This window comes from Paraliobacillus sp. PM-2, from assembly GCF_001368815.1.
GTDB lineage: Bacteria > Bacillota > Bacilli > Bacillales > Amphibacillaceae > Paraliobacillus.
In genome coordinates this window covers 632,714-648,497 of record NZ_CTEI01000002.1, presented here as the reverse complement: position 1 = coordinate 648,497, position 15,784 = coordinate 632,714, and the positions used below count along the sequence as shown (strand labels likewise).

At 34.5% G+C, this 15,784-nt stretch carries 12 protein-coding genes and 1 other annotated feature; of the genes, 10 read left to right on the top strand and 2 right to left on the bottom strand.

Annotation, left to right across the window (positions count from 1 at the left end; all coding sequences use genetic code 11):
• Positions 1–242 precede the first annotated feature (242 nt).
• Positions 243–662, top strand: coding sequence for a DUF948 domain-containing protein (locus BN1058_RS12035; protein ID WP_090857944.1), 420 nt, complete (start codon positions 243–245; stop codon positions 660–662).
• Between the two features lie 36 nt (positions 663–698).
• Positions 699–1,145 (top strand): YtxH domain-containing protein, encoded by a 447-nt coding sequence (locus BN1058_RS12030; protein WP_090857941.1) that lies wholly within the window; start codon positions 699–701, stop codon positions 1,143–1,145.
• A 106-nt stretch (positions 1,146–1,251) separates the two neighbouring features.
• On the opposite strand, the gene pilM is transcribed toward BN1058_RS12030, so the two are convergent.
• Positions 1,252–3,381, bottom strand: a complete 2,130-nt coding sequence (gene pilM, locus BN1058_RS12025; protein ID WP_090857937.1) for a pilus assembly protein PilM — start codon at positions 3,379–3,381, stop codon at positions 1,252–1,254.
• Positions 3,382–3,586: 205 nt separating this feature from the next.
• Here pilM and BN1058_RS12020 point away from each other — a divergent pair, with 205 nt between their 5' ends.
• The 4 genes from BN1058_RS12020 to motS all read left to right on the top strand — a co-directional run bounded on the left by BN1058_RS12020 (position 3,587) and on the right by motS (position 7,658).
• Positions 3,587–4,648 (top strand): bifunctional 3-deoxy-7-phosphoheptulonate synthase/chorismate mutase, encoded by a 1,062-nt coding sequence (locus BN1058_RS12020; protein WP_090857931.1) that lies wholly within the window; start codon positions 3,587–3,589, stop codon positions 4,646–4,648.
• A gap of 327 nt (positions 4,649–4,975) precedes the next feature.
• Positions 4,976–5,977 (top strand): catabolite control protein A, encoded by a 1,002-nt coding sequence (ccpA, locus tag BN1058_RS12015; protein ID WP_090857928.1) that lies wholly within the window; start codon positions 4,976–4,978, stop codon positions 5,975–5,977.
• A gap of 81 nt (positions 5,978–6,058) precedes the next feature.
• Complete coding sequence (gene motP, locus BN1058_RS12010) at positions 6,059–6,883, top strand: flagellar motor protein MotP (RefSeq protein ID WP_090857925.1); 825 nt, start codon at positions 6,059–6,061, stop codon at positions 6,881–6,883.
• On the top strand, positions 6,870–7,658 hold the full coding sequence (gene motS, locus BN1058_RS12005; RefSeq protein ID WP_090857922.1) for a flagellar motor protein MotS: 789 nt from the start codon (positions 6,870–6,872) through the stop codon (positions 7,656–7,658). Before motP ends, motS begins: the two co-directional genes overlap by 14 nt.
• A 120-nt stretch (positions 7,659–7,778) precedes the next feature.
• Here motS and BN1058_RS12000 read toward each other — a convergent pair whose 3' ends face one another.
• On the bottom strand, positions 7,779–10,619 hold the full coding sequence (locus BN1058_RS12000; RefSeq protein ID WP_090857919.1) for a transglycosylase domain-containing protein: 2,841 nt from the start codon (positions 10,617–10,619) through the stop codon (positions 7,779–7,781).
• Positions 10,620–10,751: 132 nt separating this feature from the next.
• Positions 10,752–10,961: a binding site (T-box leader), on the top strand.
• A 56-nt stretch (positions 10,962–11,017) separates the two neighbouring features.
• Here BN1058_RS12000 and tyrS point away from each other — a divergent pair.
• From tyrS to ahpF, 4 genes are all read left to right on the top strand, one after another.
• The gene (gene tyrS / locus BN1058_RS11995) at positions 11,018–12,286 is read left to right on the top strand and encodes a tyrosine--tRNA ligase (protein ID WP_090857917.1); all 1,269 of its coding nucleotides are present in this window, start codon (positions 11,018–11,020) and stop codon (positions 12,284–12,286) included.
• A gap of 115 nt (positions 12,287–12,401) precedes the next feature.
• Positions 12,402–13,358, top strand: a complete 957-nt coding sequence (gene pfkA, locus BN1058_RS11990) for a 6-phosphofructokinase (RefSeq protein WP_090857914.1) — start codon at positions 12,402–12,404, stop codon at positions 13,356–13,358.
• Positions 13,359–13,657: 299 nt separating this feature from the next.
• Positions 13,658–14,224 carry an alkyl hydroperoxide reductase subunit C gene (ahpC, locus tag BN1058_RS11985; protein ID WP_090857912.1) on the top strand — a complete coding sequence of 189 codons (567 nt, stop codon included), beginning with the start codon at positions 13,658–13,660 and terminating at the stop codon, positions 14,222–14,224.
• A 14-nt stretch (positions 14,225–14,238) separates the two neighbouring features.
• Positions 14,239–15,765, top strand: a complete 1,527-nt coding sequence (gene ahpF, locus BN1058_RS11980) for an alkyl hydroperoxide reductase subunit F (protein WP_090857909.1) — start codon at positions 14,239–14,241, stop codon at positions 15,763–15,765.
• The last annotated feature ends 19 nt before the right edge of the window (positions 15,766–15,784 follow it).

Below are 15,784 nucleotides of genomic sequence, written 5' to 3'. Positions count from 1 at the left end.
TCCTTTCCTTTTATGACTAAATCGCCTACTCTAATCACAATCTCTTAACATGTTTAAACGTATTTTTTGTGTTTTAGTTGTAAAACATCTAATATATTAATTACAACTTGGAATAATTTCGGTCAAACAGTGAATTTTATTAAAGGAATATGTTTAACATAACCCTAATTGGGTAAATAACATTATATAAGCAGATTATGTTGCAAATCAATTACATAAATATAAGGGAGTTGTAAGTAAATATGATTAATCTACTCTATATAGCTGCACTAATATTTGCTATTGCATTTGCTATATTAGTTGTTTATTTAGCTAATGTGCTAAAAGAAACAAAACGCACCATGTCTAATGTAGCAGATACTTTAGAAGGTTTAGAAAAGCAAATGGAAGGAATATCAACAGAAACAACAGCTTTATTAAACAAAACGAATCAACTTGCTGAGGACATCAATGATAAATCAACACGTTTAAATACAGTAGTAGATGGTGTGAAAGGGATAGGTGAAACCATTAAAAGCTTTAACCAATCCATTCGTAAAGTTTCTGATAGTGTTTCTGCTGTAGCAGAGCAGAATAAAGAAGAAACAGCTCAAGCAATTAAATGGGGTACAGTAGCAATGAATGTATTTCAAAAACGAAAAAATAGGAGTAATGTAAAATAACATAAAGCATAATTATATTAGTAAGGAGGAATAAAAATGAGTAAAAATGAAGAACAAAGTAATGTACAGAATGATGAAAACATTAATAGTAAGGACTTTTTAATTGGTTCATTAATCGGAGGGATCGTAGGTGCTTCTTTAGCATTATTGTTAGCTCCTAAATCTGGTAAGGAATTACGTGGCGATTTAAATGAAGGTGCTAGTACGCTAAAAGATCGTGCAAATGAATGGAAAGATATTGCTTATGTAAAAGGAAATGAGTGGAAAGATTATGCGAAAGAGACATCTGCTCAAGTGCAAAAAAATGTATCAGAAAAATCTCAAGAGTTAAGTGATAAATTCAAAGAAACATCTAAAACGATTCAAGATAAAGTAAATGTTGCCAAAGAAGATGCAACAGTTGTAAAAGAAACTGCAGAGGAAGCAGCTGAAGAAGTAGCTGAAGCAGCAGAGGAAGCAGTAGAAGATGTGAAAAAGCAGTAAAAATAGAATAAAAAAAACGAACTATAATTTTTATTATAGTTCGTTTTTTTTATAGGACAAATTAGTAAGGTAAATATCGCACACTCGATGAAAATGAGTTGCGTGATTATTTAATGGTTATTTCGTCATTTTCTTCAATAGGATCTAAAAAAGTAGCAGGTTGTCCATTCCTTTTTATTTCTACGCCAGGTTTAATTTCAGTAAGATCAATGGATACAAATTTAAAAATGTCTTGGAAAATAAAATGTTGTTGCTCAATTAATTTCAATTCAATTTTATCATCTCTTGTTAGGATTGCATGTATATCTACTTTTTTTCCATTTCGTAGCACATTTTTTACCTGCTTTTGTAAGGTGACTTGTTCTCCGTTAAATGTTATTTTGAGCGTTTGATAAATAGATTCGTTTAATTCCTCAAGTAAATGATACACAGTTGGTTCTTTACGTTCCACAAACTCTAGTCGATCTTCCGGTTTCAAAATTGTGTCTGGGGTTGCTGGATGTTTATTGATGAGTATTTGTTTCATAAATGGTGGGAAGTTTTTCTTCTTTCCATCCACCTCTAAAATAAACGACTTATTATTGATTAGATTTTCTATTTGATTAATTGAATGTAAAAAGTCATGAACCGTGTTAATTTCTTTTAATTCAATATCATCATTGTCTTGAATCTTATAATTTTTATTCGCCTTTTTATCATTTACTACTAACTCTGCCTGTAATAAATGAGGTTGATTATTATAATAGATTCTAAATTGTTCTAGTTCACCAACAATTTCTTCAATCGTAACATCTGGTTCTTTACCATTTTCTCCTTTTTCTACATTTAATACGTCACCGTGCTTAATCGATTCATTAACAGTTACTAATTCATTATTCAGTGTGATTTTTGGTGGTCTTCCATAACTACCAGGCAAGGTAATTCTTTGATTGTTAAACCGAATCATATATGCCATACCCGGAAGTCCGTATAACTTATCAATATGTATCCCTGCTGCTAATAAGCAATCACCAATAGTTAATTGTTTTACATCGAATAAACGAACAACACGATGATTGACTGTTATACTAATATAATGAATAGGGTTTTGTTTTGCGGCAATAGCAATACCGATTGGTGTAATGAATGCTGGTCCCTTTGGCATTTCTACATCAAAATTCAACGAAGAAATCGCATCTGTTGCTCGAATAGCCACGCGATTATCAGGTAGTTGTAATCTGTTAGCTAAATGAGTTGTTAAATGTGGTGTTAAACTTCCACCTCCTACTAACATTACCGCTTTGGGTGATTTGGCATTCAAAGCAATTACTTCTTCAGCAATGGCACTTGCAAGTTCGTCAATTGCTGGTTTAATAGCTGTAGCGAGCTCTTCTATTGATATGGTTTGTTTAAAACCTAATATATCAGTTAGTACTGCTTCATTATGTGCTGTAATATCTCTTTTCACACGTTCTGCTTCATTAAAGTCTAGTAAGTAATAATCACTTATTGCTTCTGTAATTTCATCTCCTGCTTTTGGTACCATACCATATGCGGTGATTGTACCTGTGTCTGTTAATGCAATATCACTTGTTCCAGCACCAATGTCTACGAGTGCTACGTTTAATCTTCGCATAGAGGTTGGAATCAACACATTAATGGCAGCAATTGGTTCAAGTGTTAAAGCTTCCATTTCCAAATCAGCACGTTGTAAGGCAGCAATTAAAGACTCGACAACAACTTTCGGTAAAAATGTAGCTATAATTTCTACTTCAGCTTGTTCTCCCTGTTGATCAATAAGAGATCCAATAATATCCTGATCTAATTTATATTGAAGTACAGAATAACCGACACAATAATAATGTGTCAGAGAGTGTTCTCTTTCTTCTATCGCTAGATCATATTGTGCTTGCTGAACAGCGCTAAGCTCCATAAATAGAATATCTTCTTTAGAAATTAATGGTTGTAAGGAAATATTTTTTTTAATTGTTGTACGCTTTGTTTTTAAAGCTCTTCCAGCAGCTGCAACACAAACTTCTCTTAGTACTATTTGATGCTTTTGTTCTAATTGTTCTTTGACTTCTTTTATTACCTTTGATACAGAAACAACATCATGAATTTGTCCATCAAGCATGGACCGCTCGGTATGTTCTCTCACAACATAGTCTGTAATCGTGTAACTTGTATCTGTTTGATGTAACAGAAGTCCTATAACAGAGCGTGTTCCAATATCTAGTGCAAATATTTGTTCACTCATAGATCGTTTCCTTTCACTTATGTTGAAAAAATAGTTAAATGGATAATTAAGTATAAATAATGAGTTAAAATCGTTAAAAATTAAAGAATATACTAAATATTTAAACATAATGGTGACAACTATGAAATTATTAGCTATAATAATCCCTAATCATAAAAATATCTTATTCCATTATAACGTGAAATCATAACAGGGGGTAGTAACTTTGAGTAATGAGCAATTAGATTTATTAAGAGAAGAGCTTGATCAAGTTAATTTAGATATTTTAAAATTGATCAATAAGCGAGCGGAATTAGTTCAGAAAACGGCACAAGCTAAAGAAAAACAAGGTGCAAATCGTAGTTATGATCCAGTTCGAGAACGTGATATGCTGGATTTAATCAAAGAAAACAACGATGGACCTTTTGAGAATGCAACGATTATTCATCTGTTTAAAGAGATTTTTAAAGCAGGCTTAGAACTACAAGAAGATGATCATAGTAAAGCTTTATTGGTCTCTCGTAAGAAGAAGCCAGAAGATACCGTCATTGAAATAAACGGTGAGAAATTTGGAGATGGTAATGAACATTTCATTTTTGGTCCATGTGCTGTTGAAAGTTATGAACAAGTAGCTCAAGTAGCGGAACAAGTGAAAGCAAAAGGTTTAAAATTACTACGTGGTGGTGCGTTTAAACCTAGAACTTCTCCTTATGATTTCCAAGGACTCGGTTTTGAAGGATTAGAAATACTAAAACGTGTAGCAGATGAATATGATTTGGCCGTGGTAAGTGAGATTGTTAATCCAGCAGACATTGATAAAGCGTTGGATTATATCGATGTTATTCAAATTGGTGCACGCAATATGCAAAACTTTGAATTATTAAAAGCTGCCGGAGAAGTAAACAAGCCTATTCTTTTAAAGAGAGGTATGTCAGCAACTGTCTCTGATTTCATTAATGCAGCGGAATACATTAATTCAAGAGGTAATGGAGAGATCATTTTATGTGAGCGCGGAATTCGAACATATGAAAAAGCCACACGTAATACATTAGATATTACGGCTGTTCCAATTTTAAAACAAGAAACACATTTGCCAGTAATGGTAGATGTAACACATTCTACTGGAAGAAGAGACTTATTAATTCCAGCTGCTAAAGCAGCATTAGCTATTGGAGCGGATGGTGTAATGGCAGAAGTACATCCAGATCCTGCAGTAGCACTTTCTGATTCAGCACAACAAATGGATTTTGATATGTTTAATCAATTCATGCGTGAAGTGAAAAAATAAACGATATATAATAATCCTCTTGCTTTTTAAAGGCAAGAGGATTATTTTTGTGTGAATGAATTAAAATAGTAAAAAGAGCAAACATGAACTTTCCATATCGAGGTGATTATCCTATTATAGATAACTTTAATAGCATTAATAGTTTTGTTTGATCATTATCTTGTTTTAACATACAATAGTAGGATAACAAAATCGGATAAAATTTGTTATAATCATACATGTCTAGTGTGAAAATTGTATATATACTTGGATTATTGCAGAAATAAAGCCAATATCGTATGATTATGAAAATTAAGTCGCAAATTAAATATTGGAGGTAGATGAAAGGTGAACGTAACAATATATGATGTGGCACGAGAAGCAAATGTATCAATGGCAACAGTATCTCGTGTAGTAAATGGAAATCCAAATGTAAAGCCTGCAACAAGGAAAAAGGTGCTGAATACAATTGAGCGTTTGGGCTATCGACCAAATGCTGTAGCAAGAGGGTTAGCAAGTAAGAAAACGACAACAGTTGGTGTGATTATACCAGATATTTCTAGCATTTTCTTTTCTGAACTAGCTCGTGGTATTGATGATATTGCTAACATGTATAAGTATAACATTATATTAAGTAACTCTGACCAGAATGTAGACAAAGAAGTACAGTTGATTAATACGATGCTGGAAAAGCAAGTGGATGGTATTGTGTTTATGGGAGGTAGAATTACCGAAGAACATATACAACAATTCAAAACATCACCAGTTCCTATAGCACTTGCAGCTACAGTGGATCCTACGGACATTGTACCTTCTGTCAACATTGATTATGAGCAAGCTGCATATGAAGCAACAAAATATTTAATTGACAATGGAAACACTCACCCTGCTTATGTTAGCCCTGTTGAAGAAACAGCTACAAATGAATTGAAATACAAAGGTTATGAACGTGCCTTAAAAGAAACGAATCAAGAAGTAGATGCTTCTTATATCGTTAAAGGTGATTATTCTTATGAATCTGGAAAAGATGCTGCTGAAAAATTAATCAATCTTTCTAATAGGCCTTCATCTATTTTTGTAGCTTCAGATGAAATGGCTTTAGGTGTTATTCATGGTATTCAAGACAAAGGCTTGAGAGTACCTGAAGATATTGAAGTATTTGGCTTTGATAATACACGTTTAGCAACAATGGTTCGTCCTACTTTGTCAACCATTGTTCAACCAATGTACGATATTGGAGCTGTAGCCATGCGATTATTAACTAAGTATATGAATAAAGAAGAAGTGGAAGAAGCAAATGTAATTTTGCCACACCAAATTATTGAAAGAAACTCAACAAAATCTAACTAATGCCGATATAAAATATATCAACATGCAAATCCTTCGTATGCGTAAGTCATACAAGTTTGTAGCTAGTTAGGGAGAGAGCATATGAAAAAAACAGATATTTTAACACCAATTGGCATTACGCTAGGTTTTATTATGATTGCATTTGGAATTGTTTCAAGTGGTGGAGCAAGTGGATTTGTCTCCTTTATGCAAATATCATCTGTAGTAATTGTATTAGGTGGATTAACAGCTGCTCTATTAATTAATTTTAATCTCGATCAAATGAAGTTGACTGGCCGAGTAGTAAAGGAAGCGTTCAATAAGAATCAGCACAATATTGCTGAATTAATTCATTTATTTGAACGATTATCTGAAAGAGCTAGAAGAGAGGGATTATTAGCATTAGAGAATGAATTGGACAATGTCGATGATCCTTTTATTAAGAAGGGTGTCTTATTAGCAGTAGATGGTATTGAACCAGAAGTTATCAACGATATCATGAATGCTGAAATTACTGCGATGGACGATCGTCATCAAAAAGGTCGTGCAATTATTGAAAAAGCAGGTGAGTACGCTCCTGCTTGGGGTATGGTTGGTACATTGATCGGCCTTGTGTTAATGTTAAATAATTTGTCAGACCCAGCTACACTTGGTCCTAATATGGCTGTTGCATTATTAACGACTTTTTATGGTTCGTTATTAGCCAATCTTGTATTTATTCCTATGGCTGGGAAATTAGAATTAAAGACCGAAGAAGAGATCTTCATGAAACAAATTGTTATTGAAGGGGTTATCGGTGTACAATCTGGACAAAACCCACGTATCCTTAAAGAAAAATTAAGCGCCTTTTTATCTGAGGATATGAAAAGAAAACAAATGGAAGAGAATGAAGACTTTGTAGGAGAGCCAGCAAATGAAGCGTCGTAAAAAAAAAGTCGTTAAAGGCGCACCAAAGTGGATGGTTACTTTTGCTGATATGGTTACTTTAATTCTAGTTTTCTTTGTATTATTATTTTCTATGTCTCAAATCGATTTGGTTAAATTTCAAGCTGTTGCGGAATCATTCCGTAATCGAATGATTTTTGATAGTTACCCTTCAACACTTGAAATGGATCATCCTACAGAAAACTCCGAACATCGTGAGCAAAATGAAGGATCGGATGATACGCTTAATAACTTATCTGATGCAGAGGACCAAGAACAAAATGAACAAACGAATAGTGAAGTGATGGAAGATAATCAGGAGTCTTTAGACAAGCTTTTAGCCGAAATTAAAACGTTTCTACGAGAGAATAATTTAGAAAATACCATTACCGCAAATCGAACCGATCAAGGCGTAGTACTAATATTACAAGAACGTATTTTGTTTGATACAGCGGAAGCAGAAATTAAGTCAAGTGGCGAACCATTCTTAGAAAAAGTTAGTTTATTACTGGGTAATATTCCAAATGAGATACGTGTGGAGGGTCATACAGACAATCGACCAATATCCACTGCCAGGTATCCATCTAATTGGGAATTGTCAGGTGCAAGAGCGAGTAGTGTGATTCGTTATATCATTGATAATAGTAACTTAGACCAGAGTAGGTTTATAGCCGTAGGGTATGGTGATACAAGGCCAATTGTAAAAAATAATTCTGAAGCAAATTGGCGGAAAAATAGACGTGTCGAAATAGTTATATTAGAGTTAAGTCAACAATAATAAAAGACATCTTTCTTTTTAGAAAGATGTCTTTTTAATGATCTTAAACTTAATTAATTCTAAACACTGTCTTAATAGGATAGATACAATCTTTTCGCTCGCTTTTCTAATCTTATTTTTTTATTGTTCGTCTTCCTCTTCAGTTGGTTTCATATTATCATCACTGTTGTTATCTGACATATTACCATCACTAGAGAAATCACCGACTTCTAAGTTTATAGACATAGTAGATTCCTGTCCAAAGTAATCGACTGCTTTCACCGTATAAACACCACTTACATTCGCTATATTGTAATCAGTGTCTGTTGTTCTACCGATTAAACGGAATGCACTATCAGGGTCAGCTGCTCGATAAATGCGATATCCAACTGTATCATTACTAGAGGATTTACTCCAAGCTAAACGCTTACCAGCTTTTTTTAATGAAGATGGAGCATTAGGTGCTTTACCATCATTCTTTATTTCATCACGTGGTGCTGGTACATTAATATCGGACCACATTGAACTATTACCTGGAAATAGTTTAGATATATTGTCTAATTCATCATAATCATTTTCTTCTAACCATTCAGGATTAAATGCAATGCCATCCTCTTGCACAAATTCGCTAGGTGTATTTTCACCTGCCAAAATTGCTTGTCCATCAACTATCGCGTAACGTCCTTTAACTAAACTATTATCTTCTTTTTCTGGAATATATTTTGCATTATAGATATCTGAACCAACTAATCCAAGATCACGACAGATATCAGATGGCAATAGCCCAGATGTTTTACAAAAAGATCTCGAAACGATATTGCTTGGCCTTTCAAATCGATTACTTGGTGCCATTAAATCTGGGTCTATTTTAGTTGCTGCATTTACAAGCTTTGCCCAAAGTAGTTGATTTCGTCCACTATAACCTTTATCAAGTTTTTGTCTGTAATCATAACCAATCCATGTTCCCATTGTAACGTTTGGATTAGTGGCAACAAACCATGCATCTGTGTAGTCATTACCAGTACCTGTTTTACCTGCCCAATCTACACTAGGATTACTTAGATTTGCTCTTGCATAAGTAGCAGTACCTTGTCTTAATACATCACGCATCATGTCTAACATTAAATAATTCGTTTGAGGTGTAAATACCTCAACAGGTTCACTTTCATGTTGATAGACTTTTTCTCCATCAATACTTTCGATACTTTCAATCATATATGCATCAACGAAATTACCACCATTGCCGAAGGTTGCAAAACCATTAACATTTTCTTCCACAGTAGCCTCGTGAACACCAAGAGCCATTGATGGAGCCTCGCGACGAACATCAGTTATATTACTAAATCCCATCTTAGCAAAATATTTACCAACAGGATCCAAGTTTAAAATATCCTGATATATTTTTGCAGCAGTGACGTTGTGTGATTTATATAATGCTTCTCTTGCTGTTACTAAGCCATAATATCGACCAGGTACATAGTTACTAGGTATATAACGATAAGGACCAATATCTAAATCTGCAATAATAGACCCTGGTTGTACTTTTCCCTCTTCCATTGCTGGGCCATATACTAACAATGGTTTAGCAGTACTACCAATAGATCTTGGGTTATTTGTTGCATGATTTAACTGTGCAATATCAAAGTCTCGTCCACCGACAAAACTAATAATCTTACCAGTAGCATTATCAATTAATACACTACCAGTCTGAACAGGTTGTACTAATGTTTCCTTTTCACCATTATCATTTTCGACTTTAATAACCTCACCAGTATTGGGGTTTCTAGCAACCTTTTCAACTCCATAGTTATTATAATCTTTGGTTATCTTTTGAAAGACATCATAAATCTCTTTGTTTATTGTCGTATGAATCTTGTATCCACCTTGGCTAAGCGATCGGTCTGCTTTTATCGTATATTCTTCTTTTAAAGTATTACTTTTTTCTATGTCTTCCATACTGTAACCATCGTCAATGGCTAGCTTATCTCGAAGTAACTCTGTTGCTCTGTCTTTCACCTCTAATGTTAAGTAAGGATACTTTTCAAAAATGGATGAACTTGATTTTGCTAAATTCGAGATAATATCATAATTAATTGCTTCGTCAAATTCTTCTTGTGTAATTGAACCAGCCTCTAACATTCTAGAAAGTACAGTACGCATTCTGCTTAGTCCAGGCTTTAATCCTTCTTCCTCTTTTACTTGTCCCCCATTTTTAAAAGGAGTATAAGCAAAAGGGCTTTGTGGTAATCCTGCTATAAATGCAGATTGAGGTAGATTTAAATCTTTTGCATCTACTCCAAAAATTCCTTGCGCAGCAGTATGGATTCCTGCAATATTCTGTCCGTTAGCGTTACGACCAAAAGGTACAACGTTTAAGTATACCTCTAAGATATCCTCTTTTTTCAAAAATTGTTCTGCGCGTAAAGCAAGTAAAATTTCTTTTGCCTTTCGCTCAAAGGACACTTCATTTGTTAGAATCTGGTTTTTGATAATTTGTTGTGTTAATGTACTTCCACCTGTTTTGACAGATGCATTTGTGACCTCTTGAAACATGGCTCGCAGTACCGCCTTTGGAACCACGCCTTTATGCTCGTAAAAGCTAGCATCCTCTGTAGCCACAATTGCATCTATAACCCATGGGGAAACCTCTTTAAGAGCTATTTCTTCACGATATAGATCAGAACTTACTTCACCCATATATACATTATTATCAAAATAAATTTCCGATGTTTCTGAATAATTGTAAATTGCATCTTTCATTTCTTCTTCAGCACGAACGGCTTCATCCTTCACAAGTGATGCGAAATAGCCTGCTCCTAATCCCCCACCAAAGAACAATCCAATAACACCAATGATGATAAAAAATAGAATTACATTCCAAACGACATCATAGGTTATTCTTGATGTTCGTTGAATTAATCCAGTTTTCCACCATTGCTTTATCGTGTATACCCATTTATGAAAAAATTCTTTTATATTCATGATCGACCCTCCTAAAATTCCAATCTATATTATAGCATAGATATAAAGGATGATAAGGAATTAAAGTAAAAAAAATAGTTTGATTTGCATTTATAATTAAAGTGTGATAATAATGTATCAACAACTATCATAATAACTGCTACGAAAGAATGAAGTAGTAATTAAATTCCCTGCTATAGAGAGCTAACGGTTGGTGTAAGTTAGTGCATAATTTAATTACGAATTACGCTCTGGAGCTTCTTCTATAATAGAAGACGGTGCTTTTTGCATCGTTATAAAAAGAAGTGACAACACTGTAGTGTTGTAACGAGGGTGGTACCGCGAGTAATATTCGTCCCTTCCAGGGATGGATTTTACTCGTTTTTTTGTAGCTAAAGTATAAGTTTAGGAGTGATTACATGGATATTTTAAAAGATTTACAAGAACGTGGATTAATTCAACAAATGACGGATGAACAAGGGTTAGAAGATCACTTATCAAACCAAACCGTTACATTGTATTGTGGTTTTGATCCAACAGCTGATAGTTTACATATCGGCCATTTAGTACCCGCACTTATGTTAAAAAGATTTCAACGTGCAGGCCATCGACCAATTGCTTTGATTGGTGGTGGGACTGGAATGATTGGTGATCCAAGTGGCCGATCAACAGAACGACAGTTCAATGATGAGCAGACTGTACAATACTTTAGTGATCGAATTGCAGAACAACTGGCACGTATTTTGGATTTTGAAAGTAAAGAAAATGGTGGGGCTGCTAGAAATAATGCAGAATGGTTAGGTAACATGACTTTAATTGAATTTCTTCGTGATACAGGTAAACATTTTGGTATTAACTATATGCTTGCCAAAGACTCGGTTCAATCACGTTTAGAAAATGGTATTTCATTTACTGAATTTACTTACATGATTCTGCAGTCCTATGATTTCTTAAATTTATATGAAAAAGAAAATTGTTCTTTACAAATTGGTGGTAGTGATCAGTGGGGGAATATTACTGCTGGCATGGAGTTAATTCGTCGAACAAAAGATGAAGGAGAAGATGCAAAAGTTTTTGGATTAACCGTCCCATTAATTACAAAAGCAGATGGCACAAAATTCGGTAAAACAGCTGGTGGAGCAGTATGGCTAGATCCAGAGAAAACGACTCCTTACGAATTTTATCAGTTTTGGATTAACACAGATGATCGAGACGTAATTAAATTCTTAAAGTATTTCACATTTTTAAGTATGGATGAAATAGCTGGACTTGAAAAAGAGTTAGAAATAGCTCCAGAAAAACGAGTACCGCATAGAAGACTAGCGGAAGAAATGACAGTCTTAGTTCACAATGAAGATGCTTTGGCACAAGCGAAAAAAATCACTGATGCATTATTTAGTGGAGATATCAAAGCATTAAATGGAAGTGAGATAGAGCAAGGTTTTAAAGATGTGCCGACAGTTGAATTTTTAAAAGAAGAAAAATCAATCGTTGACTTGTTGGTAGAAGCTGAAATTTCTCCATCTAAACGTCAAGCTAGAGAAGATATTAAAAATGGAGCTGTTTATATTAATGGAGATCGTCAACAAGAATTAGCCTACACAATCGATGCGTCAGATCGAATAGATGATACGTTTACGATTATACGTCGTGGAAAAAAGAAATATTTTTTAATTAAATTTGTGTAATAGTTGAGTAAAAAGGGTATTCTCATGTAGAGAGTATCCTTTTTTATTTTTTAGATTATAAGAAACGCTTACTATTAGAACAAATTCAATAATAGTGCTTAGAAAGGTGATTCTAATGGAAAAAATCGCAGTTTTGACCTCCGGTGGCGATTCGCAAGGAATGAATAGTGCGATACGAGCTGTTGTACGTACTGGTTTAGCGCATGGCTATGAAATGATAGGTATAAAAAGAGGATATAAGGGATTAATGGAAAATGATTTTATTACATTAGGTAGTAAAGATGTCAGTGACATTTTATATCGAGGAGGTACTTTCCTACAATCCGCTCGATCAGAGGAATTTAAAACGGAAGCAGGACAAAATAAAGCAATAAATAATTTAAAGAAACATGGAGTAGATTATCTGATTGTTATCGGTGGTGATGGTAGTTATCGTGGAGCACAATCTCTTGCAAAGCGAGGGATTAAAACATATGGATTACCAGGAACCATTGATAATGATATTCCTTTAACAGATTATACGATTGGTTTTGATACTACATTGAATGTCGTTCAAGATGCAATTAGTAATTTACGTGATACTATGAGCAGTCACGAGCGTGTTAGTGTTATTGAGGTGATGGGAAGAAATTGTGGTGATATTGCATTACAAGGAGGGATAGCTAGTGGTGTTGACGCGGTTCTAATCCCTGAATTCGACTATGATATCAAAGCAATAGCAAATCAATTATCTCAAGGGTTTGAAAGAGGGAAAACGCACAGTATTGTTATGGTGGCTGAAGGCGTAGCAACTGCTAAGGAGGTAGCCAGTTTCATCGAAGAACATTCTAATCTTGATACTAGGCCTACTGTGTTAGGGCATATACAAAGAGGAGGAACACCGTCCGCATTTGATCGTTTATTTACTAGTCGTATGGGTCATATGGTCATTGAATTAATTAATGACGGTGTGACTGGAGTAGCACTCGGAATGGAAAAGAACGAAATCACTTATCATACATTTGATGAAATATTCAAAGCTCAGAATATAGTGAATAAAAAATTATATAAGGTTTTTCAAGATTTAATATAAAGATCTATTACTATTCTCACACTGAAAAAACAAATGAGAATCACACAATAAGATGAAAAATAGTTTGTATTTTATTATCTATTGTGAAGTTTCCTATGTATACGCCAATAAACTGTATTTTAACGAAATTTATTCATGAGGTTTTTTAACATTTTAAATTATAATATAAACAAAATAATTGACTTTCGTAACAATTCCTTTATAATAATTCATATAGAGTTAGAATTATTATTGTTTAGGGTGCTCTTTAATAGTTAGGAAACAATAATAAATAATCATTTTTTAGGAGGAATAACAGTATGTCATTAATCGGTTCAGAAGTATTACCATTTAAAGCTTCAGCTTTTAAAGCTGGTGAAGATTTCTTTGAGGTAACAGAAAATAATTTTAAAGGGAAATGGAGCATTGTATGCTTTTACCCAGCAGACTTCTCATTTGTTTGTCCAACAGAATTAGAAGATCTACAAACACAATATCCTGCCTTGAAGGATTTAGGTGTTGAGGTATATGCTGTGTCAACAGATACACATTTTGTACATAAAGCATGGCATGAGCACTCCGAAGCGGTTGGGAAAATCAAATATACAATGATTGGTGATCCATCACAAACCATTACTCGTAATTTTGATGTATTAGATGAAGAAGCTGGATTAGCAGATCGCGGTACTTTTATTATCGATCCAGATGGTGTAATCCAAGCTGTTGAAATTAACGCTGGTGGAATTGGCCGTGATGCAAGTACATTAATTAACAAAGTAAAAGCTGCGCAATATGTTCGCCAAAATCCTGGTGAAGTTTGTCCTGCAAAATGGGAAGAAGGTTCTAAAACACTGAAGCCTAGTCTTGATATTGTAGGTAAAATTTAAGGAGCGCGATAAATATGTTAGATCAAGATATCAAGCAACAACTTGCTGAATATCTAGAATTAATGGAAAATGATATTTTAATTAAAATAAGCGCAAGTACAGATCAAGTGTCACAAGAAATGAAAGAACTTGTAAACGAAATTGCAGATATGTCTGAAAAAATTTCGTTACAAGAAGCGCAATTAAAGCGTACACCTAGTTTCAGTGTGAATCGTATCAATGAGGAAACCGGCATAACATTTGCTGGTATTCCTTTAGGACACGAATTTACTTCTTTAGTTCTTGCTTTATTACAAGTAAGTGGTCGTCCACCAAAAGTAGAAGATAGTGTGATTGATCAAATCAAGAATATAAAAGGCGAATATCATTTTGAGACATATGTAAGCTTAACCTGTCACAATTGTCCAGATGTGGTGCAAGCTTTAAATATTATGAGTGTGATTAATCCAAATATTACACATACAATGATTGACGGTGCTGCATATAAAACAGAAGTAGAAAGTAAAGATGTAATGGCTGTCCCAGCTGTTTACCTTGATGGGAATTTCTTTGGTAGTGGACGTATGTCCCTTGAAGAGATTCTTGGTCAAATTGGTAATACGCCTGATCCATCAGAATTGACTGAGAAAGATCCATTTGATGTATTGGTTGTTGGAGGCGGACCAGCTGGCACCAGCGCTGCTATTTATGCCGCTAGAAAAGGAATTCGCACAGGAATTGTTGCGGAACGCTTCGGTGGTCAAGTAATGGACACATTAGGAATTGAAAACTTTATCAGTAACACTTATACAGAAGGTCCAAAATTGATGGCAAGTGTAGAAGCACATGTTAATGATTATGATATTGATGTGATGAAGCTTCAACAAGCACATAAACTTAGTAAGAAAGACCTTTTTGAGTTAGAACTTGAGAATGGAGCAACCCTGCAAAGTAAAACCATTATTTTATCTACTGGTGCTCGTTGGCGTAATGTTGGCGTACCTGGAGAAGCTGAATTTAAAAATAAAGGTGTTGCTTATTGCCCACACTGTGATGGTCCGTTATTTGAAGGAAAAGATGTCGCAGTTATTGGTGGAGGCAACTCAGGAATAGAAGCAGCGATTGATCTTGCTGGTGTCGTGAAACATGTCACTGTCCTTGAATTTATGCCTGAACTAAAGGCAGATGCCGTTCTTCAAGAAAGACTATACAGCTTACCAAATGTTACTGTAATAAAAAATGCAAAGACAACTGAAATTACTGGTGACGAAAAAGTAAATGGTATCAGCTATGTTGATCGTGATACAAATGAGGAACACCATATTGAACTTGCAGGTGTCTTTGTCCAAATCGGTCTTGTGCCAAACACAGAATGGCTAGGAGACACCGTTGAACGAAATCGTATAGGTGAAATTGTTGTTGATAAGCGCGGTGCTACAAGTGTACCGGGAGTTTTTGCAGCAGGTGATTGCACTGATACACCATATAAGCAAATTATTATTTCGATGGGATCAGGAGCAGCTGCATCATTAGGTGCATTTGATTATCTAATTCGAAATTAAAATCAAAAAGGGTATGAAA

Coding starts and splice junctions, on each gene's coding strand:
- tyrS (WP_090857917.1), top strand. CDS start 11,018: ATGGATATTTTAAAAGATTTACAAGAACGTGGATTAATTCAACAAATG.
- pfkA (WP_090857914.1), top strand. CDS start 12,402: ATGGAAAAAATCGCAGTTTTGACCTCCGGTGGCGATTCGCAAGGAATG.
- ahpC (WP_090857912.1), top strand. CDS start 13,658: ATGTCATTAATCGGTTCAGAAGTATTACCATTTAAAGCTTCAGCTTTT.
- BN1058_RS12030 (WP_090857941.1), top strand. CDS start 699: ATGAGTAAAAATGAAGAACAAAGTAATGTACAGAATGATGAAAACATT.
- pilM (WP_090857937.1), bottom strand. CDS start 3,381: ATGAGTGAACAAATATTTGCACTAGATATTGGAACACGCTCTGTTATA.
- BN1058_RS12035 (WP_090857944.1), top strand. CDS start 243: ATGATTAATCTACTCTATATAGCTGCACTAATATTTGCTATTGCATTT.
- BN1058_RS12000 (WP_090857919.1), bottom strand. CDS start 10,619: ATGAATATAAAAGAATTTTTTCATAAATGGGTATACACGATAAAGCAA.
- motS (WP_090857922.1), top strand. CDS start 6,870: ATGAAGCGTCGTAAAAAAAAAGTCGTTAAAGGCGCACCAAAGTGGATG.
- ahpF (WP_090857909.1), top strand. CDS start 14,239: ATGTTAGATCAAGATATCAAGCAACAACTTGCTGAATATCTAGAATTA.
- motP (WP_090857925.1), top strand. CDS start 6,059: ATGAAAAAAACAGATATTTTAACACCAATTGGCATTACGCTAGGTTTT.